General features: G+C 60.2%; 20 protein-coding genes and 1 pseudogene. 12 read left to right on the forward strand and 9 right to left on the reverse strand.

Annotated features, from left to right (window positions below; genetic code table 11):
• The first annotated feature begins 50 nt into the window (after positions 1-50).
• Together AC1EJ1_RS08870 and AC1EJ1_RS08875 are read left to right on the forward strand one after the other, a co-directional pair.
• A complete protein-coding gene (locus AC1EJ1_RS08870; protein ID WP_058236163.1) occupies positions 51-800 on the forward strand; it encodes an LOG family protein in 750 nt (249 codons plus the stop codon).
• Between the two features lie 125 nt (positions 801-925).
• Entirely contained in the window at positions 926-1,090 is a 165-nt protein-coding gene (locus AC1EJ1_RS08875) for a DUF3117 domain-containing protein (protein ID WP_070725565.1), read from the forward strand.
• Between the two features lie 67 nt (positions 1,091-1,157).
• On the opposite strand, the gene AC1EJ1_RS08880 is transcribed toward AC1EJ1_RS08875, so the two are convergent.
• From AC1EJ1_RS08880 to AC1EJ1_RS08895, 4 genes are all read right to left on the reverse strand, one after another.
• A complete protein-coding gene (locus tag AC1EJ1_RS08880; protein WP_480295716.1) occupies positions 1,158-1,811 on the reverse strand; it encodes an O-methyltransferase in 654 nt (217 codons plus the stop codon).
• Between the two features lie 65 nt (positions 1,812-1,876).
• Positions 1,877-3,022, reverse strand: a complete 1,146-nt coding sequence (locus tag AC1EJ1_RS08885) for an Mrp/NBP35 family ATP-binding protein (RefSeq protein WP_058236238.1) — start codon at positions 3,020-3,022, stop codon at positions 1,877-1,879.
• 66 nt (positions 3,023-3,088) lie between these two features.
• Positions 3,089-3,673, reverse strand: a complete 585-nt coding sequence (locus AC1EJ1_RS08890; protein WP_058236161.1) for a DUF1003 domain-containing protein — start codon at positions 3,671-3,673, stop codon at positions 3,089-3,091.
• Positions 3,666-4,973: a magnesium transporter MgtE N-terminal domain-containing protein gene (locus tag AC1EJ1_RS08895; protein ID WP_257590375.1), complete on the reverse strand. Its 1,308-nt coding sequence runs from the start codon at positions 4,971-4,973 to the stop codon at positions 3,666-3,668. The genes AC1EJ1_RS08890 and AC1EJ1_RS08895 overlap by 8 nt, the downstream gene beginning before the upstream one ends.
• A gap of 95 nt (positions 4,974-5,068) precedes the next feature.
• Here AC1EJ1_RS08895 and AC1EJ1_RS08900 point away from each other — a divergent pair, with 95 nt between their 5' ends.
• Complete coding sequence (locus tag AC1EJ1_RS08900; protein ID WP_058236159.1) at positions 5,069-5,761, forward strand: YflT domain-containing protein; 693 nt, start codon at positions 5,069-5,071, stop codon at positions 5,759-5,761.
• A gap of 28 nt (positions 5,762-5,789) precedes the next feature.
• Here the strand turns inward: AC1EJ1_RS08900 and AC1EJ1_RS08905 are convergent, their stop codons facing one another.
• Positions 5,790-7,340: an aminopeptidase P family protein gene (locus AC1EJ1_RS08905; protein ID WP_480295717.1), complete on the reverse strand. Its 1,551-nt coding sequence runs from the start codon at positions 7,338-7,340 to the stop codon at positions 5,790-5,792.
• 85 nt (positions 7,341-7,425) lie between these two features.
• Between AC1EJ1_RS08905 and AC1EJ1_RS08910 the strand changes: the two genes are divergently transcribed.
• Positions 7,426-8,274 (forward strand): PHP domain-containing protein, encoded by an 849-nt coding sequence (locus AC1EJ1_RS08910; protein ID WP_285016071.1) that lies wholly within the window; start codon positions 7,426-7,428, stop codon positions 8,272-8,274.
• On the forward strand, positions 8,271-8,906 hold the full coding sequence (locus AC1EJ1_RS08915) for a MarC family protein (protein WP_285016070.1): 636 nt from the start codon (positions 8,271-8,273) through the stop codon (positions 8,904-8,906). Before AC1EJ1_RS08910 ends, AC1EJ1_RS08915 begins: the two co-directional genes overlap by 4 nt.
• 22 nt (positions 8,907-8,928) lie before the next feature.
• Here the strand turns inward: AC1EJ1_RS08915 and AC1EJ1_RS08920 are convergent, their stop codons facing one another.
• Together AC1EJ1_RS08920 and AC1EJ1_RS08925 are read right to left on the reverse strand one after the other, a co-directional pair.
• A complete protein-coding gene (locus tag AC1EJ1_RS08920) occupies positions 8,929-10,293 on the reverse strand; it encodes a hypothetical protein (protein ID WP_285016069.1) in 1,365 nt (454 codons plus the stop codon).
• Positions 10,294-10,377: 84 nt separating this feature from the next.
• Positions 10,378-10,623: pseudogene (locus tag AC1EJ1_RS08925) on the reverse strand (SWIM zinc finger family protein); the annotation flags it as partial.
• A gap of 130 nt (positions 10,624-10,753) precedes the next feature.
• On the opposite strand from AC1EJ1_RS08925, the gene AC1EJ1_RS08930 reads away from it, so the two are divergent.
• The 4 genes from AC1EJ1_RS08930 to AC1EJ1_RS08945 are packed head-to-tail and all read left to right on the forward strand — an operon-like array spanning position 10,754 to position 13,239.
• Positions 10,754-11,179, forward strand: a complete 426-nt coding sequence (locus AC1EJ1_RS08930; RefSeq protein ID WP_285016068.1) for a GntR family transcriptional regulator — start codon at positions 10,754-10,756, stop codon at positions 11,177-11,179.
• Positions 11,160-11,861 (forward strand): ABC transporter ATP-binding protein, encoded by a 702-nt coding sequence (locus AC1EJ1_RS08935; RefSeq protein ID WP_285016067.1) that lies wholly within the window; start codon positions 11,160-11,162, stop codon positions 11,859-11,861. Before AC1EJ1_RS08930 ends, AC1EJ1_RS08935 begins: the two co-directional genes overlap by 20 nt.
• Positions 11,858-12,670 (forward strand): hypothetical protein, encoded by an 813-nt coding sequence (locus AC1EJ1_RS08940; protein ID WP_480295718.1) that lies wholly within the window; start codon positions 11,858-11,860, stop codon positions 12,668-12,670. Before AC1EJ1_RS08935 ends, AC1EJ1_RS08940 begins: the two co-directional genes overlap by 4 nt.
• A 53-nt stretch (positions 12,671-12,723) precedes the next feature.
• A complete protein-coding gene (locus AC1EJ1_RS08945) occupies positions 12,724-13,239 on the forward strand; it encodes a hypothetical protein (protein WP_480295719.1) in 516 nt (171 codons plus the stop codon).
• Between the two features lie 145 nt (positions 13,240-13,384).
• On the opposite strand, the gene AC1EJ1_RS08950 is transcribed toward AC1EJ1_RS08945, so the two are convergent.
• A complete protein-coding gene (locus tag AC1EJ1_RS08950) occupies positions 13,385-15,181 on the reverse strand; it encodes a DEAD/DEAH box helicase (protein WP_480295720.1) in 1,797 nt (598 codons plus the stop codon).
• 234 nt (positions 15,182-15,415) lie between these two features.
• Here AC1EJ1_RS08950 and AC1EJ1_RS08955 point away from each other — a divergent pair, with 234 nt between their 5' ends.
• On the forward strand, positions 15,416-16,045 hold the full coding sequence (locus AC1EJ1_RS08955) for a ferritin-like fold-containing protein (protein WP_285016063.1): 630 nt from the start codon (positions 15,416-15,418) through the stop codon (positions 16,043-16,045).
• 12 nt (positions 16,046-16,057) lie between these two features.
• Here AC1EJ1_RS08955 and AC1EJ1_RS08960 read toward each other — a convergent pair whose 3' ends face one another.
• Positions 16,058-16,282: a DUF3107 domain-containing protein gene (locus AC1EJ1_RS08960; protein WP_285016062.1), complete on the reverse strand. Its 225-nt coding sequence runs from the start codon at positions 16,280-16,282 to the stop codon at positions 16,058-16,060.
• A gap of 108 nt (positions 16,283-16,390) precedes the next feature.
• Between AC1EJ1_RS08960 and AC1EJ1_RS08965 the strand changes: the two genes are divergently transcribed.
• Together AC1EJ1_RS08965 and AC1EJ1_RS08970 are read left to right on the forward strand one after the other, a co-directional pair.
• Positions 16,391-19,576: a UrvD/REP family ATP-dependent DNA helicase gene (locus tag AC1EJ1_RS08965; RefSeq protein WP_285016061.1), complete on the forward strand. Its 3,186-nt coding sequence runs from the start codon at positions 16,391-16,393 to the stop codon at positions 19,574-19,576.
• A complete protein-coding gene (locus AC1EJ1_RS08970) occupies positions 19,573-22,941 on the forward strand; it encodes an ATP-dependent helicase (RefSeq protein ID WP_480295721.1) in 3,369 nt (1,122 codons plus the stop codon). Before AC1EJ1_RS08965 ends, AC1EJ1_RS08970 begins: the two co-directional genes overlap by 4 nt.
• Position 22,942 lies beyond the last annotated feature (1 nt).

Raw genomic sequence — 22,942 nt, forward strand, 5'->3', positions numbered from 1 at the left:
AAACAATCGGGCAACGTCGCTGACATGCCGATCACACCAAGGAGAGGTTGATGGAAAGTCAGGAAAACCATCCCCACAAACGCACCTATATGCGCGGTCCCGTTATGCTGCGAGGAAACCAGATACCGAAGGAAACCTCGGAAACGCGCTTGCTGCGGCCACAGAAAGACACTGACTGGGTGCATGAAGACCCGTGGCGCGTGCTGAGGATCCAGGCGGAGTTCGTTGAAGGGTTCGGAGCGCTGAGCGAGCTGGGGCCGGCTGTGTCGGTCTTCGGTTCGGCACGCACGCAGGAAGACGATCCGTATTGGGAATACGCGCAGATGATTGGCCGACTGCTGGTCGAATCGGGATATGCCGTCATCACCGGCGGTGGTCCGGGGGCGATGGCGGCGGCGAACAAAGGTGCTTTTGAAGCGGGCGGGGCTTCCGTCGGCCTGGGCATTGAGCTGCCGATGGAGCAGGCAATGAACCAGTGGGTGAACATGGGGATCAACTTCCGCTACTTCTTCGCCCGTAAGACCATGTTCGTGAAGTATTCGTGTGGATTCATCGTCATGCCCGGTGGTTTTGGCACGATGGATGAACTGTTCGAAGCGGTCACGCTGGTGCAGACCGGCAAGGTCCAGGCATTTCCGTTGGTCTTGATCGGGTCAGACTACTGGGGTGGGCTGGTCGAGTGGGTACGTTCCACAATGGTGACTCACGGTGCGATTTCGCCCGGTGACCCGGACCTGTTCACGCTCGTTGACGATCCGCGTGAAGCTGTCGCCATCATTCGTGAACGCACGAAAGAGTGATTTTTCAGCGTAATTTCGCCTGTGCGCATCCCATTTTGCGGCAGTCACGGTAGAATGGATGTGTCCACTGCCAAGCGCAGATTGCGTGTCGGCAGCAGTGAAAACCATACCAAGGAGCGTGAGACATGGCAGCCATGAAACCTCGGACTGGTGACGGTCCCCTCGAGGCCACCAAAGAAGGGCGCGGCATTGTGATGCGTATTCCCAGTGAAGGTGGCGGGCGGCTGGTCATCGAGCTCACGCCTGAGGAGGCGAAAGACCTCTCCGAGGCACTGTCACAGGCTGTGTGACGTGTAGCTGGACCAAGGGGTCTCATCGTGCGGCAGACGCATGGTGAGACCCTTCGTTTATGTCCGGTCAGGCTTTGACAGCAACTAGGACGCCGTCACCGACCGGAAGCAGCGAGGTGACGAAATCCTCCGTTTCACCCATCACGCGAATCACTTCACGCATGACAACGGTTTCCTCGTCACGGCGGGCCGGATCTGCGACTCGGTCATGCCACAATGCGTGTACCACCACCGCTGTGCCGCCTGGGCGGAGGATGCGCAGCGCATGGTCGAGGTATTCGGGCGTTTCCTTCACGTCAGCGTCAATGACGATCATGTCGTAGGCACCGGCTGCCATGCGGGGCAGTACATCAAGCGCCCTGCCAGAGATCAGGCGTGTGTGGCCGGAACCCCGGCCGGCCGATTCAAATGCGCGGCGGGCATGACGATGGAATTCAGGTTCCACGTCAATTGTGGTGAGCACACCGTTGGTCGGAATCCCCTCAAGCATCCACAGGCCTGACACACCTGCACCCGTGCCGATTTCCAGGACAGCTTTCGCTCCGGTGCACGAGGCAAGCATCCGCAGCGTTGCGCCGACACCTGTTGAAATAGGCTCAGCTCCCAGCTCGATGGCAACGTCGCGCGCGCGCTGAATGGTCTCAGATTCGCTGACGTATTCTTCTGAAAAAATCCAGGTTTGCGCTTTATCTGATGTCACGACGTCCTCCCACACCCACATGAATCATTCACGTTGTCCTCAAGCCTACCTTGATTGAACGGCGGCTGGTGATTTCACGTGCCGCGCTATCCGAGGCGCCCTCCCTGTGCAGGTGTCACGTTCAGGTGCATTCCGGCCAGTCCGCGCTTGCGCTGTCCCAGCAGCGCGCCCACCGTTTTCAAGACGGTTGCTGCGTCACCTTCGCCACTCAGGACGATGGGGGAGCCGGAGTCGCCGCCCTCGCGCAAGTGAATGTCGAGCGGAATCTGGGCCAGGAGCGGCACGTCGTATCCGAGTTGTGCACTCAGGCGTGCCGATACGGATTCGCCGCCGCCGGTGCCGAACACTTCGAGGCGCGACCCGTCCGGCTGGACCAGGTAGGACATGTTCTCGATGACGCCGAGGACGTGCTGCTGGGTCTGCGCTGCGATGGAGCCGGCACGTTCCGCAACCTCTGCCGCCGCAACCTGCGGAGTGGTGACGACCAGGATTTCAGAGGTTGGCAGCAGTTGTGCGATGGAGATTGCCACATCACCGGTGCCGGGAGGCATATCGATGAGCAGAACGTCCAGGTCACCCCAGAATACGTCCGCGAGGAACTGCTGGAGTGCGCGGTGTAGCATCGGTCCGCGCCACACGACGGCCTGGCCGTCCGGAACAAACATGCCGATTGAGACGACCTTGACGCCGCCGGCACCGATCGGCGGAATGATCATGCCGTCCAGAACCTGCGGCTCATGAACCACGCCCATCATGCGCGGAATGGAGAAGCCATAAATGTCAGCGTCGAGGACGCCAACTTTCAGGCCGGCGGACGCCATTGCTCCGGCCAGGTTCGCCGTCATGGACGACTTGCCAACCCCGCCCTTGCCGGATGTGACCGCAATGATGCGGGTGAGTGAATCGGGCTTGTTGAAGAGGATCTCGCGTTCGGCCTTCCCGCCGTTGAGCTTTTCACGTAAAGCTTTCTTTTGCTCGTCATTCATAACGCCCATCGTGACCTCGACGGTTTCGATACCGTCAACGGCACCCACCGCAGCCTTGATGTCGCGCGTGATCGTCTCGTGGAGGGGACAGCCCGCAGTGGTCAGCAGGACACCGATATGAGCGGTGGTCCCGTCGATACGGACCTCGTCAATCATGTTGAGGTCGGTGACCGGGCGGTGCAGTTCCGGATCCATCACCGTTTCAAGAGCGGAGTGGACAGCGTGTTCAATGGACGTTTCAGACATGTAATCCATCGTACTTGGCCGACACAAACTCGCCAGGTGGGTCACGCCACACGGGGACGGATAATGCTAGGCGTCTTTCTGCCCAGCCAGTTCGGCGCGGACCTGTTGGGTCACTTCCTGGCGGACTTCGTCCTCCAGTTCGGCGCGGATCCGGGCGCGTAGGGACGCCTCGTCGGTTCCGTTGCCTTCCTGGAGTTCGTCGAGCATGTCACGAAGTTCGGAGCGTACGAAGTCGCGGGTGGCCATATCCTGCAGGCTCAAACGCAAACCGGCGATCTCGCGCGTGAGGTATTCCGTGTCCGTCAGGTTGCGTTCGGCGCGCTGCCGGTCCTGCTCGGCCTGTACGCGGTCACGATCGTCCTGACGGTTCTGCGCCAGCAGGATCAGAGGTGCCGAGTACGATGCCTGCAGTGACAGCATCAGCGTCAGTGCGGTGAAACCAAGTTCTGCCTTGTCGAATTGGAGCCTGTCGGGCGCCAGAGTGTTCCAGCCGATCCACAGGGCGACGAACACCGTCAGATAGACGATGAACTGCGGGGTGCCGGAAAAACGCGCGAGGCGTTCGGCTGCGCGCCCCATTCCTTCCGATTCGAGGTTGATGCGCGGGAGCCTGCGGCGGCGGTCAGCGGGTGTGTCCAAACGGTCAGCCATCGATGCTCCTTGCCATCAACTTGTCGGTCACGTCATCATCAAAGTCACGCCAGTCGGTCGGCAGCAACGCGTCCAGAACGTCGTCAACGGAGACAGCGCCCAGAAGAACGTCGTCCTCGTCGGTGACGGGCACCAGAGACAGGTTGTACGTTGCCATCAGACGAGTGACCGTCGCGATGTGAACGGTGGGGGAGACGGCCTCAATGTCATCATCGAGGATCGTTCCCAGCAGTGTTTGGGGTGGTTCACGCAGTGCGCGCTGGATGTGCACAACCCCCAGGAACGGGCCGGTCGGTGTTTCCTGGGGTGGGCGCGTGACACACACGATGGATGCCAGCGATGCGGGCAGGTCAGTGCGTCGCACAGCGGCCAGCATCTGCGCCACGGTTGCGTCAGGGCCGAGGATGACGGGCTCGGTGGTCATCAGCGAGCCGGCCGTTGATTCGGCATAGGTCAGCAGCCTTCGCACGTCCTGTGCTTCTTCGGGACCCATCCGAGCCAGCAGGGATTGCGCAATCGGATCAGGCAGCTCAGAGATCAGGTCGGCCGCGTCGTCAGGCTGCATTTCGTCGAGGATGTCGGCGGCGCGTCCAGTCTCCAATGCGGACACGATTTGCACGCGGTCATCATCACCGAGTTCTTCGAGCACGTCGGCCAGTCGGTGTTCAGGCAGTTCCTGAGCGACCGCGAGCTGGCGGTCAGCGGGCAGGTCATGCAGGAAGTCCGCCAGGTCAGCTGCCTTCATGTCCTCGGTGTATTGGATGAGTGCGGTGGCGGTCTGGTCGGAGTCGGCAATGAAGAGTCCGGTGGTTTGTGGAATATCGACGGTCAGGGTTTCGCCTCCGCGGCGGAATCCCAACGTGTTGAGGCGCTGACGCTGGACGTGCAGTTTGGTGAGCACCCAGTCACGAGGGCGACGCTGCTCCATCGCCACGTCGAGGATTTTTGCTTCGCCGCTGCCATCGTTCATTGTGATGATGCGGTCGAAGAGCTGGGAAATGACGAGTGCTTCAGCTGGCCGCTGATTGAAGCGGCGCAGATTCAGCAGGCCCGTGATGATAACAGCTCCGGATTCGATGGAGGTGACGCGAGTGAAAGGCAGGAAGATCCTGCGACGCGGTCCGACCTCGATGACGAAGCCGATGACGTTCGCCGGGGTCTTGAGTCGCATGGCCACGACGACGTCATGGATGGTGCCAACTTTTTCACCCAACGGGTCAAAAACGCCTGTGCCGGCAAGCTTGGCGACGAAGATGCGGCGACGTCCGGGCGTCACGGTGGTTGGAGCAGCAGTATTCACACAATCAGTCTAGGCTGAATTCATACGCGTCAGGTGATGTGAGGTTTCACGAGGCGTAGGAAAACTTTATGGTGTGATGTGAAAGAGGATTAAAAATGGCACGCCGCCACGGTTCGGCGCTCCTTGCGCCAACAATGCCATCCGGTACAGAGGTTGGCTCATACAAGACCTATATGGAAGCGTCAGATGCGGTTGACTATCTGAGTGATCAGGGATTCGATGTTCAGTTCATCACGATTGTCGGCACGGACCTGCACATGGTGGAGCGTGTGACCGGCAAGCTGACGACCGGGAAGGTCGCCGCGTCGGGCGCTGCGTCGGGCGCATTGTGGGGCGCGTTCATCGGGCTGCTGATGTCCTTTTCACTCCAAAGCAACATGTTGCCGTTCATGCTGCTGTCGCTGGGTGGTGGCGCACTGATCGGTGTCATCATGTCGGTGCTGTTCTACGCGCTGACAGGGTCGCGTCGAGATTTCACGTCGCATTCACAGACCGTAGCCTCACGCTACGCGGTGCTGGCAGCGGCGCAGATCGAAGAGGCCTACAAGTTGCTGCAAAATACGCGTGGCAACCTGATTCAGCCGATCCGTCAGCGCAGGCAGCGCCCGGAACCGACTGGTCCGACTGAGTATGGCTCACGTGCTGATGAACAGCCACGTTTCGGTGTGCGCCTGGAAGAAGGACAGCGCGAGCAAGACCAGGAACAGGCGGACGAGGCTCCACGGAATGAATCGGTTGACCCGTGGGCGGCGCCCAGCAAAGAAGGCGGGGACACCGCTCAGCAGTAGCCCCCGCCTTCGTGCGAACGGTCAGCGGTTACTTGCCGCTGGCCTGCACCTCGGCAATCCATGCTTCGACATCGTCGATGGTGCGAGGAATGTCCTCGGAAATGCGGGTCACTGAACCATCAGCGTTGACCTGCACGTCATCTTCAATACGCACGCCGATTCCGCGCAGCTCCTCGGGAACAGCGAGGTCGTCGGCACGGAAGTACAGTCCCGGCTCAATGGTGAAGGTCATACCTGGCTCCAGCAGCGCATCCTGATACAGCTCGCGACGAGCCTGCGCGCAGTCATGCACGTCGAGACCCAGGTGGTGAGACGTGCCGTGCGGCATCCACCGGCGGTGCTGCTGGCCTTCACTGGACAGTGATTCCTTCGCGCTGACCGGCAGAATGCCCCACTGCTCGAGGCGATCCGCCAGTACCTCCATCGCCGCGTCATGAATATCGCGGAAACGGGTGTTCGGTTGCCCTGCACGCTTCAAGGCTGCTTCACACGCATCGAGCACAGCCTGGTAGACCTTCTTCTGCGGTTCGGTGAAGGTGCCGTTGACAGGCAGTGTTCGGGTAATGTCGGCGGTGTAGAGGGAGTCGACTTCGATGCCGGCGTCGACCAGAACCAGGTCGCCCTCGCGAACGGGACCGTCATTGTCAATCCAGTGCAGAGTGTTTGCGTGATTACCGGAAGCGGCGATTGTTTCATAGCCCAGGCCGTTGCCCTCCTCGCGGGCGACAGCACCGAATGCACCTTCAATGACGCGCTCCCCACGGCGGTGTCCGACTGCGCGAGGCAGGCTGCGGATAATGTCATCAAAACCCTGTTTGGTGACCTCAACCGCGTGGCGCAGTTCCGACAGCTCGTATTCATCCTTCTTGAGGCGGATCTCAGACAGATGCTCCTGGAGCTTCTCATCATCGGGCAGTGCGTCCCCGCCGACGGGTAGCCCCGCCTGCTGGCGCACTTCGTTAACCATTGCTTCCACGTTCCCATCAACACCGGGCACGATGCGCAGCTGAACCTGGCCGGCATCTTTAGCCAGCGCGTCGCGCAGCGTGTCGATATGTGCGCACTTGAGGCCGGTCATTGCTTCCATCTCAGCGATCGACGGGCGCGCTCCCACCCAGAATTCGCCGTAGCGTGAATCAGCGTAGAACTCCTCTGAAGATCGTGAGGCGCGCGGCTTGAAGTACAGGACAGCTTCATGGGTAGCGCCCGACGCGTCACCCTCGTCAATGGGGTCGAGGACGAGGACGGTGTCAGGCTCTTTTTCCCCACTCAGGCCGGACAGGTGCGCGAACGCTGAATGCGGGCGGAAACGGTAGTCGCAGTCATTGGAACGTACCTTGTAGGTGCCGGCTGGAATAACCAGGCGCTGTCCGGCAAAGGGTGCTCCGGCAAGTTGGTGCCGGGCTGCCAGGTAGTCCGCTGCTCCGCCTTGTTCGGGCAGGTCACTGGGACGAGGACCCCAGTTCGAGCCGATGAAAGCGCGGAACGCCTCTGAGGTGGGACGGCGCGAGCGCGTATTGCCGCGGTCAGCCATCGTTTGATCAGTTGATTGTTCAGTTTCGGTTTCGTTCTCACTCATGCTTCTATGTTCTCACTTTCAGCGATCAATGCTGCGCTGAGCCCGCCAGTTTTCCTTAGCGCGCGTGTGCCGATACGGTACATACATGATCCGCATTGACCCGCATACTCACTCAGCCTGCTCGGATGGGACGGACACTCCCGCTCAACTCATGATGGCTGCATCCCGCGTGGGCCTGGACGTGGTGGGGCTGACTGATCACGACACGACCGCCGGATGGGAGGACGCGGCGGCGATGGTGGAGCGCACCGGGGTGGCGCTCATGCGTGGCATTGAAATGTCCACAGCGTCGAACGGGATCAGTGCTCACGTGCTGGCGTACATGCCTGACCCCTCGTTCCCTGAGCTGGTTGAGACGATGCGGCGCTCGCGGGAGTCGCGCGAGGGACGGGCGCGCAAGATTGTGCAGAACCTGTCAGCAGACTTTCCGATCACGTGGGGCGCTGTCGTTGCGCAGACGCGGGGCGAGAATGTGCCGGTGGGGCGCCCTCACATTGCTGACGCATTGGTCGAGGCAGGTGTGTTCCCTGATCGCGGGGCTGCATTTGACGGAGCCCTGCATCCCTCGTTGAAGTACTACGTGCACTACTGGGCTCCTGACCCGGTTGATACCGTTCGTCTGATTCGTCGCGCGGGCGGTGTCCCCGTTCTGGCACATCCGAGGGCGAGGGCGAGGCAGCGAATCCTGAGCGAAGACGTCATTGCTGACATGGCAGAAGCCGGTTTATTCGGTCTGGAACGTGACCACCGCGACCACGACGCTGCTGCTCGTGAGGAAGTGGAGCGCATCGCGGATCGGCTGGGACTGCATGTGACAGGATCGTCGGACTATCACGGCCAGGGAAAGCCGAACCAGCTTGGAGAAAATCTGACATCAGAGTATGTTTATCGGGCAGTGGAAGAACAAGCCAGCCTGGAGGTCGTACGCCCGTGAACGTCGCTGAGATCCTCAATATCGGTTTGCTCGCCACGACGTTTACGAAGCTGTTTGTCATCATGGACCCGATTGGGACGGTCCCGGTGTTTTTGTCGCTCACGGGGCGCTATTCGGTGGCCGACCAGAGGCGCGCCGCAGTGCAGGCCACGGTCACCTCGCTGGGTGTGATCTTGCTGTTCGCTGCGATCGGACAGTACATTTTGCAGTTCCTGGAGATTTCCACTGAATCGCTGCAGCTGTCGGGCGGTTTCCTGTTGTTCCTGGTGGCGATGGAGTTGCTGACGGAGAACGACCAGGACGAACCTGACACCGGGGATCACAATGTCAACGTCGCGCTGGTTCCGCTAGGCACGCCCCTCCTGGCCGGTCCGGGCGCAATCGTTGCCGTCATGGTGGCGGTGACGAATTCGGGTAAGACGATCTCCGGGTGGGTGGCAGTTGCCCTGGCTGTCGTGCTGATGCACGTGGTGATTTGGCTGACGATGCGTTTTTCCGTTGAGCTGGCCAAATTCCTGGGCCAGGGTGGCATCATGATCCTGACGAAGATCGCCGGTTTGCTGCTGGCGGCGATTGCCACACAGATGGTGATGACAGCGATCTTCACTTTTGTGCGTAACGCGGGGTTGTAGCAACGCTCTGTTTGAGCACCGATCAGTCGTCATCTTCGTCCTCGTCGTCTTCAGCGCAAACTGATTGCAGCATCTCGTCGGTGCCGTAGTAATACTGCAACTGCTGGGAGAGCATCTGCATGACTGGCTGATCGGGGTGGTCGTGCTGCCACTGGCGGGCGTACGTACACAGTAGTTTCAATACCGGCTGAAGCGAGTCATCCTCCAAGCTCCACTTGTCCCGTTCAATGCGCTCAACTGCCAGACGGATTGCCTCGCAAGGACGCGGCTGGTCCTTGCTTAGAGCCAGCATCATCCACCGCTCGTTGACGCCCCAGCGATTCGCATAGTCCCACGCCCGTTCCCTGTCACCTTCAGCCAGCGCAAGGTCAATGGGTATGTCTGCGTCCGTCCAGGGCTGCTGCGCAATCCACTCGATGACTTGTTGGAGGACACGGGAGCGCTTATGCGCTTGTTCGCCGCATGTAAGCAAAAGATTCTGGAACCCGACACTTGGCGTCGAGGTGAAAGCGGTTCGTGCGATGGCAAGTGCGGTGCGTATGCGTTTGGCTGCCAGGCAGCACAGCACCGCCTCGCGAAGGGGAATGAGGAACGGCGAGTAACCTTGGGTCGCGTCGGTGCTGATGGCGTGTGCCTGATGGGCGCGCGCCACGACGTCAGCGGCCAGATCCGGCCGGTCGATGGCCTGTAGATCGTTAAAGAACATGCTGTAAGCGAAGCGATCGCCCTGCGTCGCGCACATGCGCAGCAGGGGAATGTCATCCTGGCACAGTGCCAAGTCGCGTAAGAGAGAGTTCTCGGCGCTTTCGACCTGGATTTTCTCATGTCTGCATTCGATCAGGTAGTCGCGATAGGCAGCCGTCGCTTCCTCGCCCAGGATAGGGATGATGTCTCTAGCTGAGGCTTCCCGCCATTCGTAATTCTCGACGAAATAGTGGGCTGTTTTACGGCCGGCTTCCTTTTCGGGCATCGTGGCCATCCATATCCAGACCAGCATCACTTCGAAAATCGTCTGCAGGTGATCGGCCCATTCACGAGCGTCGTCGTGTGGATCGTCGAAGACCAGTCGTTTGAAATCGGCAAGTGCGTTGTGGCAGATCTGTTCCAGCCCGTCGGTTAATCCAACGGTGATCAGCATCTTCATCTGCAGACCGAGTGACACTATCTCGTGTCTGTTTGCAGCGAGGTCGACCCAGGAGGGTTTCCCGTAGCAGAGAAAGATCCGGCTATACGCCTGCTGTACGAGCGCCGCAGACTGCTCGGGGGACCCAAAATTGAAACTCCACGCTGTGGCGAAGAGCTGGCCGACAGGAGGAAGTGCGGCCGCCATTTTGGAGTAATGCTGGAGGAGTTGCTGGTCGACTGATTGAATGAGCTTTTTGGCCAACTCTGACGTGTCAAGGAGTTCTCGAGGCAGTGAAGGCGTTCGAGAATTCACTGGTTGGCCGTGTTTGAGTAGAACCAGGGCGAGCGCGCATTGATGTTTGCAGAAGTGTCCGGCCTCGCCATGCGGGCAGCTGCACGTCCCATCCAGGGTTCCGTCATCTTCCCACAGCAGATCAACCTCGTACGGTGAGGTGCCTCGTACAGAGGCGTTTGCCCCGTGCTCTTCTATATGTACATCCATCACGAAAGGCATATAGGGGCGTGCGCGGTCGAAAACCTTATCGCCTGCGCGGGCCCGAATATCCTCAACGCTGAAGGGGAACTCATCCATAAACGAAGTATGACAGCACCCGTGTGCATCTGGAGCCCGTCGGATTTCAGAGATCGACTATTGCCACCCCCATCCAAACTGTGCTACTGTATTAATACAGTGATACAGATGGAGGGAGGGAGACATGCAAATGAGCGGAGATTCTCGGCCAATCTGGATCCAACTGGTCGAAGAGTTTACGCAGCGTATTGTTTCGGGCCAGTGGAAGCCCGGAGAAAAAGTACCGAGCGTCAGAGAACTGGCCGCAGAATTCACAGTCAATCCGAACACCGTCCAACGAGCACTCACCCGTGCTGACGAGGACGGCCTGACACAATCGAATCGCACTGCCGGACGCTTTGTGACAGACGACCAGGACGTGATCAAGCAGCATCGCGACAACCTTGCACACCAGATAACAGCTGAATTCATCGCACAGATGAGAGCACTTGGATGTGACAAGAACGCGATCACTGAGCTGATCAATTCCCAGTGGAATACGTATGGACCTGACACAGTCGCCCTCGGCAATGAACAGAAACACGCAAAGGATCCTCATGACAACGCACGCAATTGAGGTTGCGCACCTGACCAAAAAATACGGACAATGGCCGGCGCTCAACGATATATCTTTCGCCATTGAGCCCGGGCAGATCGTTGGCCTGATGGGGGACAACGGGTCCGGGAAAACGACACTTCTGAAAATCCTGGCAGGAATACTGTCCGGTTACGAGGGGAACGTCGCCATCCACGGCCATGCGCCCGGCCCGCAGTCCAAAGCCATCACCTCCTACCTGCCGGACGAATCGGCGCTGCCAACCAGCCTGACAGCCGATGAGGCGATCCGCATGTATGCCGACTTCTTCGACGACTTCGACAGTGCTCAGGCTTTTGAGATGATCGATTTCTTCGAACTGCCACACAACAAACGCTTCCGAGAGATGTCAAAAGGTATGCGCGAAAAGGCGCAAGTGGCACTCACCATGTCCAGACGGGCAAAAGTCCACCTGCTGGATGAGCCGATATCAGGGGTTGACCCGGCGGCGCGCGACATTATCATGCGCGGCGTGCTCACAGGTTTTGACCCCGACGCCCTCATGATCCTGTCCACACACCTGATCCGCGACATCGAGCCGATCATTGACTACGCAATCTTCATGCGCCAGGGGAAGATCCTGCTGGCGGGACACGTTGATGATCTGCGAGAAGAACACGGCACGGACCTCGACACTCTGTTTAGAAAGGTGTATGCACGATGATCTGGACAATTATCCGCTATGACGCCAAAGCAACGTGGCGCCAGCTGTGCGTCATGCCTGTCGTGGCAGCATTGCTGCTGGGCACAGCAATCGGCGCAGATGCGCTGAAAATTCCAGTGTTGAAGGAAATTTCCCTGGTACTCGCAGTGGTGGCAATCGGCGGGCTGCTTGCAGTGCAGGCGCTGATATGCATCCTCAACTACTGGACATCAATGTATGGGCGACAGGGCTCATTCACGCAGACCATTCCGGTGCGCACATCAACACTTTTGAGTGGAAAACTCCTGTACGCATTTATCGTCGGCGTGCTGTCACTGATCGTGACCGCCGTGTTCACGCTGCTTGCCGTCCTGTATTACGTCGGCGCCGAAGCTGCGCGCTACGTCATTGACCAGATTCTTCAGCAGGCGTGGACCAATGCGGTCATACTGGTAATCGCAAGCGTGCTCCTCCAGTTAGTCTGCTCACTGGTGATCGTATGGTCGGTGATCACAATCAGTTCTGACGAAAAACTCTGGTCGCTCAGATGGGGCGCACCGGTCCTCGGCCTGTTCTGCACATACGTTGTTTATGAAGTCGGAGCTGCGCTGTCCATGCTGTTCATTCCGATCGGAGTGCGTATGGAAGATCCCGGGGTAGGTGACATCGTCGTGGAAGGAATGTGGCCCAGCATCGTCAAAATGGTGCAGTATGACGCAGCATCGCCTGAGGTGTTGGGGCTTGGATACGTCCTGTGGGCGGTTGTTCTGGCAGTGGTGCTGCTTGTCCTCGCGCGGCGTCACGCGGATCGGCGCACATCCGTTCGGTAGTGGATTGCCAAGCAGCCCGCCTCCCTCGTCTGCTTGTCGAGGGAGGCGGGCCTGTGAGAAAGTATGAAGGTCAGTGTAGCGTGGATGTGGAGGTACCAATGTCGGACCCGGTGCGACCTGTTGGTGGCCAGGTGGAGCCGAATCGTCGGCCAGGGACGGTGTGGGCGCTGCTCATCCTCACGTTGATCTATTGCATCTTCAGCACTGTCAGAGCTATCAAGGACGCCCTCACAGCGTGGCCGCAGATGACAGACAATGGTGAGGATCTCACGATGGTTGCAGTGGTTATCGACCTTGTCATTATCGGCCTGAGTGTCCTGCTGCTGCTCGGTGCACTCCTCGTCACCATGCGAATGACCCGGATCCTGATGCTGGTTGCAGGGATCATGACGATCGGATGGGAGCTGCTGTCCGTTTTCAGCTACGCCGTTTTGCTGCAGGAGTATCACCTTGGTCGATGGGCGATCAAACTGGGCCAGCTTGGAATCGTGATTGTCATCGTAGTGCTGACGCTGGTTCCACCCACGGCGCGCTGGTTTGCAGCCAGGTTCCCGCAGCGCAGGATATAGGCGTTCGAGGGTGGATGCGCGCCCTCGCCATGCCTGAGAAAGGGATGGTCCAGCCAGTCCCGCTAAGACAACTCTGACACAGATGCCCAAGGCCGATTCGTCAGCCTTGGGCATCTGTATGCGTGAAACTTCAGGTGGTGCCGACTTACTCAGCAGCCTCGGAACCACTGGAACGGCGGCGTACACGGCGGCGAGTGCCCTGAGTGCTCTCACCCTTGGCAGATCCAGAGTCACTCTTGCGGCGACGCACACGCGTACGTTGACGACGCGGTGTCTCCTCAGATCCACCGTCCTGCGACGCTGCGCCCTTACGGCGGCCAGAGGAGCGACGCCCACCACCTCGACGCCCGGATCCTCGACCTGAACCACGCCCTGATCCGCGTCTCGGACCGTGATGCCCGCGACCGGTTTCTCCCAAATCCTCCACCTTTTCGGCTTGCAGACCCGCGCGCGTGCGCTGTGAACGCGGCAAACGGTCGGTGACATCGGTCGGGATATCCAAATCCGTGTACAAGTGATCCGACGTGTGGTACGTCTCAAGGGGGTCTGGCACGCCCAGCCCCAACGCTTTCGAGATCAGTGACCAGCGCGGCACATCATCCCAGTCCACGAACGTGACAGCGGTGCCGGATGCGCCTGCACGGCCGGTGCGTCCAATGCGATGCAGGTAGATTTTCTCGTCTTCAGGGCACTGGTAGTTGACCACATGTGTCACGTCGTCAACGTCGATGCCGCGTGCCGCCACGTCGGTGGCCACCAGCACGTCGATCTTGCCGTTACGGAATGCCCGCATTGCCCGCTCGCGCGCACCCTGACCCAGGTCACCGTGCAGCGAACCAACAGCAAAACCGCGATGCGTCAGATCCTCGCCCAGGCGCGCTGCCGTCCTCTTGGTGCGGCAGAAAATAATGGTGCGGCCTCGCCCTCGTGCCTGCAGAATACGGCTGATGACTTCCACCTTGTTCATCGCGTGAACGCGGTAAATGACCTGCTTGACTGTGCGCACCGTGGCGCCCTGATCCTCCGGGTCCTGCGCGCGGATGTGGGTCGGCTGGGACATGAAGCGGCGAGCCAGCGCCACTACCGGGCCAGGCATCGTCGCTGAGAACAGCATCGTGTGGCGCGTAGCCGGAACGCGTGCCAGCAAAGTTTCCACATCGGGCAAAAAGCCCAGATCCAGCATCTCGTCGGCTTCGTCAAGGACCACTGTCTTCACGCCGTTGAGCTTGAGCATGCGCCGCTTGAGCAGGTCGATCAGACGACCGGGAGTTCCCACAACGACGTCAGTGCCGCGTTCCAGCGAATCGATCTGCGGCTCGAACGCTACGCCACCATAAATCTCCGTGATGCGCACACCCAGTTTCGATCCGGCGACGCGCAGATCAGCCGCCACCTGCTTGGACAGCTCGCGCGTGGGGAGCACAACCAGTGCCTGCGGACAGTCGGGATTGAGCAGATCCGCATACGCCGGGCTCGAGGGCACCACCAGCTCCTGAAGCAGTGGGATCCCAAAACCCAGCGTCTTGCCGGTACCGGTTTTCGCCTGGCCGATGATGTCATGCCCGTCCAGCGCCACCGGCAAGGTGAGTGCCTGAATCGGGAACGGGTGGGTAATGGAACGCTCCTCCAACGCCTGCACGATCGGATCGCACACGCCGAAATCTGCGAATGAGCGTTCATCGAGGTGCGACGTGGAGCCGTCCTCGTCAGTGATGTCCGGGACTGCTTCGCCGGCGTGAGCGTCGAATGTTCCGTCGGCAATGTCACCCAGGCGCACCACCCCGGCTGAGTAGGTCACTGACGAGGGTGACTCGTCCTGAGGCTGCGCTTCGTTATCTGTCAAGGAATCAGTCACGATCCTGCTATCTCCATCTTCGGGACGTTGCCCGAGGTCAGGTGTGAATGCGATGCACTCACACACGAGGGGAAGCCGATCGCGCATTATCACTGGGCACATACACGCCTCATGTCGGGCGCCGTTGAATGTGCACGGACGCGGCAAAGATTTCACCAAGGTGAAAGCTCCGCGGTTCAGTCGGTATCTGACGGTGTCGTGTTGAGTCAAAGCGACCGGTCAACCGTATGTTCGTCTCCATGATATCCGTGTCGGCCGTATGAATGTGCAGGCGGTGAGGGTTATCACGTCTCATGGCTGTGATCGCGCTAGGCTGGAGCCATGCAACGTGTCTACGAAACTCCTTCACACGCCACCAGTGAAGCGCTCGGTTTTTTCGCGTACGGCGCGCTGGCGGCCATGACCCGTCTGGCCAAGGACGGTGACCAGGCGCCCACCATCGACGCCCATATCGCTCACATGGAAATGGCGGATCGCGCGTTCCAGTTCTTCACACAGATGGGAGTCTGGGCGCGTCACCGCGGGCTGGATCTGGCCGAGCTTGCCGACGAGTATTCAGGCATGTTTGACGACATTGACATGCGCACCCGGCCCAGTCAGTGGTGGGAACGCTCCGTCAAAACGTACGTCACGCTGGGTATCCTGAGTGACCTGATGCGCGAAGTCGCCGTGTGCCACAAGCTGTTTGATGAAGTGTCGGAGTCGTGGGATCTGGGTCAGGGCGCGTGGGTGGAAGAACACCTCGCGCCGCTGACTGCACAGGACGGGCAGCTGGCCGCACGGTTGTCCTTGTGGGCCAGGCGCGTGGCGGGCGAGGTGCTCGGTCTGGCTCGCGCCACGCTGTTCACGCATCCGAATCTGGCGAAAGACGGCGACACGGCTGATGCCATTTCCGCCGAGGTCACCCGGCGTCACGGTGAACGCATGGAGCGCATTAACCTCAAGCCCTGAGGTGGTTCATCTCTAGCTGACGGCGAAGCCCACTCGGCGAGGCTGTTCTGAGGCGATCGACACGTATGCCAGGGATGCTGCCGGTACGATGATGCGCTGTCCCCGCCGGTCAGACAGGTCGAGGGCGGTCGAGTCTCCGGCTGTCTGCTTGACGAGGGCGACCAGGTCTTCCTCGTCCATGTCCACGTCAAGTTGAAGTTCGCGGGCGGCGCCCTGCACTCCGATTGCTATTTTCATGTGAAACTCCTTTCTGAGCGGGCCATATCCTGATTCTCACCCTAGCAACGCTGCACCTCACGTACCGGATCGAACGCAAATGCACGTGCAGGATGTCACTATTGGGACATGGACATCACCACGACTCCGATTATCGCGCTTGAACAGCCAGATCACGGTGCTGTTCCTCAGCTGGATCAGTATCAACGCGCAGTGTGCGATGCGGTTGCCGCCGGGCGGCATGCTGTGGTGCGCTCCATGCCTGGATCGGGGCGGACGACGTGCGCACTGGCTGTTGTCCAACAGGCTGTGAACAGGTCAGACAGCGTGATGATGCTCGTGCCGGATCGCAACCGGGCGGACTGGCTTCAACCCCGTGTGGAAGCGCTCGCACCGCACACTGTTCGCCCCGTGCGAACGCCGGCCGGCTGCGCCTATCAGGTTGTCTCCACGTGGCGCACCGTGCGCGCGGATCCACTCGGTCCCGTTCAACTGGTCACCGGAGCGGCAGAAGATCAACTCATAGCGGACCTGATGACGCGTCCCGGCATTAACTGGCCGGAATTCTTGCCTGAACAGATGCGTGACATGGCGGCCTTCCGCATGGAAGTACGCAACCTTTTCGCTCGCGCCGGTGAAGCAGGTATCAGCGGTGAGGAACTGGAACGAATTGGACGTGAGCGCGGTGCAGACGAGTGGGTGGCGTGCGGGCAGCTTCTGCAGGTGTACGAGGGGGGCCCTGACTTCGCTGTGGAAACGCGCGGTACAATGCTGGCTGACATGTCGCGCATACAGCGTGTGGCGGCTCAGGTGATCGATGGGTGGGATCGTGATGCCGCGCGCGTGGGGGTGAGTACAGATGCTCCCATACCTGATGTGATCGTGGTGGATGATCTGCAGGACTGCACCCCCTCGACTGTTGAACTGCTCAGCGCGTGTGCACGCAGTGGCACCAGGATCGTGGCATTTGCCGCTCCCGATGTTGCTGTGGCGTCTTACCGAGGGGGCGAACCCCATCTGGACGCGCGCTTGGCGCGCCGCCTGGGCGTTCCCCTGATGCAGCTGGGTGCCAACCGGCGCGGCACACCTGTACTGCGCCACATGGTCTACGACGCAGTTGAACGAATCGGCGTGCAGGCCTCGGCTGCGCACCGATTGACAGAAGCTCAGGCATTGGGTGTATCGGATGGGCAGGCAGACGATACGCCGGCGACAGGTGATGTGCATCTGCACGTCGTCGCAACCGATGCTCAGATGGGGGCGCAGTGCGCGCGGGCCGTGCGCCATGCTTTTCTGCATGAGGGGATGGACTGGACGGACCAGGTCATCATCGCACGCTCCAGCAGCATCGTTGAACAGGTCAGGCGTCAGCTGATGCAAGGCTCAGTCCCCGTTGCTGGTGGTCAGCGCGCCTTCACATTCTCCGCAGAGCCAGCAACCCGGATTCTGCTTGAGCTGATCTGTGCCGATCCGGAAGATCCGGAGGATTTGCTCACGCACCTGATCGACTCGCCCTACATCCAGGTCGATCCTCTTGACGTGTCGCGAGTTCTGCGAGCGCTGAACCGGCAGTGCCGGGACGAAGGTGCAGGCAGTGCAGATGATGGCGACGACACTGATGCCCGCGTCCAGGAGGTGAGCATCGCTGATCTCATCGCTTCGCCGCAGATCCTCGACACGCTTAAGAATGACGACGAAGCAGCGCAGGAGGCCGTGTCGCGCATCAGGGGTGAACTGCTCACAGCTCACCTGATGTGGAAAGCGGCCCAAGATGCCGCACAACTGACACCCGGCGTGGCACTGTGGCGCCTGTGGAACAGCAGCAGCGAACTGGGTGAGGAGCACTCAGTGGCGACCCGATGGCGCAATGGCGCCATTGCTGGAGGCACGGATGCCGCATGGTACGACGATCAGCTCGACGCGGTCCTGGCACTGTTCAAAGTTGCCGATGTCTACGAGCAGCGTGAGCCAGGCGCACGGGCAGGAGCTTTCGCGCAGCAGCTGCTCGGTGATGACGTACCAACCGATACGATCGCGCAGGCAGGGATTCGTCCTCGGGGAATCGAAGTACTGACACCGGCAGCCGCGATGGGGCGCGAATGGAAGCTCGTGCACATCGTGGGCGTGCAGGACGGTCAGTGGCCCAACATGACGGTGCGTGACCGAGTGCTGCGTTCCGACCTGATCGGGCAGGCTGACCCTGATCCCTCCACGCGGTTGGCGCGCCACCAGATCATGGAAGATGAACGCCGTCTGTTCGCCGCCGCTTTGTCCAGAGCTACGCGACGCGTGCAGGTTTATGCCGTGCTGAATGAGGACGAAGCTCCCTCGTCGTTCGTGGACCTGATTGCGCGATACAGTCACGCACCGCGCACCGAAGATGGAGACTGGATCGTTGAACGCGTACCTGCGCCCCTGAACATGGCTGGTCACGTCGCGCACCTGCGCCATCTTGCAGCTCAGGGTGGAAAAGAAAGCGAACAGGCCATTGAACTGCTTGCGGTGCTGGCACGCAGCGGTGTCAGCTATGCGAACCCGCGCTACTGGATGGGGACAGGCGGGGTGACGACCTCTGAGGTTACCGGCTCGAAAACGGTGCGCCTGTCACCCTCGAAAATCCAGGACATCCGCGATTGCCCGCTCAAATGGTTCTTCACGTCGATCGGCGCTGACCAGGCGCCGGGTGCCGCCCAGGAATTGGGCTCCCTCATCCATGCCATTGCTCAGCGTCACCCGCATGGACCACTCGATGTCATGATGAGCGAGTTGCGCGCCGCATATGACCTGCTGGACTTCGATGCGAACACACTGGCAGGACGCCAGCAGATCGCGCAGGCTGAACACATCATCGAGAACCTTGCCGCATATATGGAGGGAGTGCCCGGTCCGGTAGAGGTCGAACAATCCATTCACGCCACTATCGGTGATGTCATCGTGAGCGGGCGCATTGACCGGATTGAGCATGTGGACGGGAAGATACGCGTGGCGGACCTGAAAACAGGCAAGAGCGCCGTATCAAAGACCGCGGCTCAGGAACATCCTCAGCTCGCGTCCTACCAGGTGGCGCTGACAGCCGCAGGATATGAAATGACTGGAGCCCGCCTGGTGTACCTCGGAACTAAAAACGTCGCGACGCGCGAACAGTCAGCAATGGACTCCGAACAGTTCACTCAATGGTGCGACCAGATGAAGCAGTGGGGACAGATGGCGCGCGGCCCGCACTATCCGGCAACACCGTCAGAAGATGCATGCCGCTTTTGCCGTTTCGCTCAGAGTTGCCCTGCCAAAGATGAAGGACGGAGGACACTTCCATGACTACGCAGACGCTGACCCATCCTGAGATGACAGCCCGGCGCATCGCGGAACTGACAGGCCTGCCAGTTCCCACCGCCGAACAACAACGCGTCATTGAAGCTGACATGGAGCCGCTCCTCGTTGTTGCCGGCGCTGGGTCAGGCAAGACCGAGACCATGTCGATGCGAGTGCTGCACATGGTCGCCGCGCGAGGACTATCCCCCGACCAGATCCTCGGATTGACGTTCTCACGCAAAGCAGCCGCTGAACTCGGTCAGCGGCTTCGAGCGCGCCTAAGCACACTGAGCCAGCACTGCGACGGCATCATCACCACTGAGGATCCGGTATGTATGACATACCACTCCTTCGCACAGCAAATCGTCCACGACCACGGGATGCGTCTGGGTATCGACCCGAACCAGCGTCTGATCGGACAGGCAGGCGCAGTCCAGATGATGACCGACATCGTTGAGATGTGGCCACACGATCTGGGAAGCGACAAGAGCGTATCCAGCCTTGTGGACAGCGCACTGGGTCTTGCCGGCCAAATCGCTGAACACGCAATGAGCATTGATGAGATGCGCGTATTCCTCGACGAATTTGGAACGGCGCTGCGGGAAATTGGCAAGCCGACCGGCGTGCTCAAAAACATGGTGGACACCAACGACCTGCGGCTGCGCCTCCTTGACCTGATCGACGCCTTCTCTGAACGCAAACGCAGTGAACGAGTCGTCGACTTTTCCGACCTGCTGATCTTGGCCAACCGGCTCGCCCACAGCGCGCCCGCTGTACGCGACCAATTGAGAGCCGACTATCACGCCGTGTTTCTGGACGAGTTTCAGGACACCTCCGTCATTCAGATGAAGTTCCTGGCGGCACTGTTTCACGATCATCCAGTGACAGCGGTAGGCGATCCCAACCAGTCCATCTACTCGTGGCGTGGTGCCTCAGCCGGATCGCTGAAATCATTCCTGGACCGCTTCTGTTCGGATACGCCTCACGTCGAGCAAACACAGTACCTCTCGACAGCGTTCCGAAACGACCGCATGATTCTCGATGTCGCCAACCACGTGTCCAGGCCGCTGCGTGAGGATTCCGACATACCGCAGCTCAAAACGCTCGAACAAACACTGACTGCTGACTTGGAGCGCGCGCGACGCGAAGCGGCTCCCGTTGCTGAACAGCAGCGCCTCGAACAGGCGGTTCAGGCTGCGCGCGAGCGCGCCCATGACGGAGTTGTGGACGTCGCCTTCGAGACCAGCACCCAAGACCAGGCCGAAACAGCGGCCCGCTTCCTCGTGAAGCACCGCCAGCGCCGAGGCTCCAGATGGTCAAGCGCGGCGGTGTTGTGCAGGCGAACCTCCGATTTTATTGCAGTGGAAAAAACACTTCGAGCACATGACATTCCTACCCAGGTAATTGGTTTAGGAGGACTGCTTCAACAACCTGCGGTCGCAGATGTGCGGGCAGCATTGCGATTGAGTGTTGACGTGAGCGATTCGCCTGCAGCACTGCGGCTGGTGACGAACCTCGACCTGGGAGCCTCGGATCTGCAGGTGCTCGGCAAGTGGGCCAGGGCACGAAATACGCGTACGCCGGGAGACCATCCCCTGACCTACCTTCTCGACGCTCTTGATACGCCTCCGCCCGTGCACTGGCGCGGCGATGATGCTTCCCCTGCGATCTCTGCAGCAGCAGTGGCGCGCGTCGAGGTCCTGTCCAGCAAACTGCGTGCCATCCGTGAATGGTCCGGGCATCCGGTGACAGATCAGGTGGAACGTGCCATCTCGATACTGGGAGTGGCAACCGATGCTATTGCCGACCCCATGCCCAACGACGGACGCGAAGCGCTGGATACGTTCGTGGATGTGGCCCGAAGCTTTGAGAAAGATGCCCCCGATCCGTCGATGCGCGCATTCCTTGCGTGGCTGGATGTGGCCGAACAGGAAGAACGTGGCCTTGCCGGGCCGCACACCGACCCGGATCCCGATGCGGTGCAGATTCTCACCATCCACGGGGCGAAAGGTCTGGAATGGGACAGTGTGGTTGTCTACGGACTGGGGGATGGGATTTTCCCTTCTCACCGCTCGAACTCAGTGACGTGGCGCGATGACCCGCCCGGAGCGAGCGGATGGTTGGAGCGAAGCAGCGAGATTCCCTACCCGTTGCGAGGCGATGCCGACTACCTACCGGCCTTGACGATCGGTGAAGGGGAGGGGCGAACACCTCAGTCAGCGTTCAACAACTGGATTACGCAGACCTATCGACCTGAAATGGGCTGGCAGACGGAGCGCGAAGAGCGCCGTCTCGCATACGTCGCATTGACCAGGGCACGCCATCAGATGCTGCTGACCGGTGCATGGGTGGCATCGTCAGCGAAATTGCACTTTCCCTCGCGCTATCTGATGGAACCACTTGAAGCTGGGCTGACGGCTGCTGACCCTGAACGTGCGATCGCGCCTCAACCTGAACCTGAAGAAGTCGCACAGCTCCTGGCCGCGCAAGACTCACCGCTCTTTCCGGCACCTCCTGACGTATCGCGCCAACGCATGACGCAGGTGACTCACGCAGTGCAGGATGCGATGACACGGCATAGCGGTGAGGCGACCGATGGTGACACGCATCTGGCGCGCACCCCGCACCCGCTGGCCGCCGATACGCGCGTCCTTCTCGACGAGCATCTGCTGCGCAAACACGACGATGCGCTTGTTGTGCCACTGAGCCGCATTCCGGCAACCTCGGTGACACGACTGCTGAGCAGTCCAGATGAGTATGCGCGCGACTTGCGTCGGCCCATACCGCGCGAACCCAGCGACGCCGCGACCCTGGGGACACTGTTCCACTCATGGGTCGAACGCCAGCTGCGCATGGTCTCAGGTGAACTGTGGGATGAGCACATTCCCGGCGAAGAAACGCTTAGCTCGGCGCAACACAGGCGCTTTGACGCAATGAAAGGCATTTTCAACACCCTCCCCATTGTCAATACAGGAAAGCCGATCGCGGTAGAAGAACCCTTCTCGGTGCGGATCGGCTCCTTGAGTATTCCCGGCCGCTTCGACGCTGTGTTCGAGGATGCCGACGGCCGGACAGTGATCATCGACTGGAAAACAGGTCGCGCCCCGACGCGCAATCCAAGCGGAGCGCTCACCGCGCAGGCGCATCTGACTCAGTTGCGCCTCTACACCGCCGCATGGGCGCAGCGAAGCGGAACAGACCCGGACGACATTCATGCCCGCATCGTCTACCTGGGTGGTAATCCTTCCGTTCCAGCAGATCAGCGCATGTATTCCAGGGAAGCTCTGGACGCAATCGTGCGCGAATATGACTCACCGATCAACGACCTGGAAACCGCGTTGCAGGCAGTGTTCACGCAGTCGCCAGCATAGA

This window comes from Pauljensenia sp. C0170B4, from assembly GCF_056590235.1.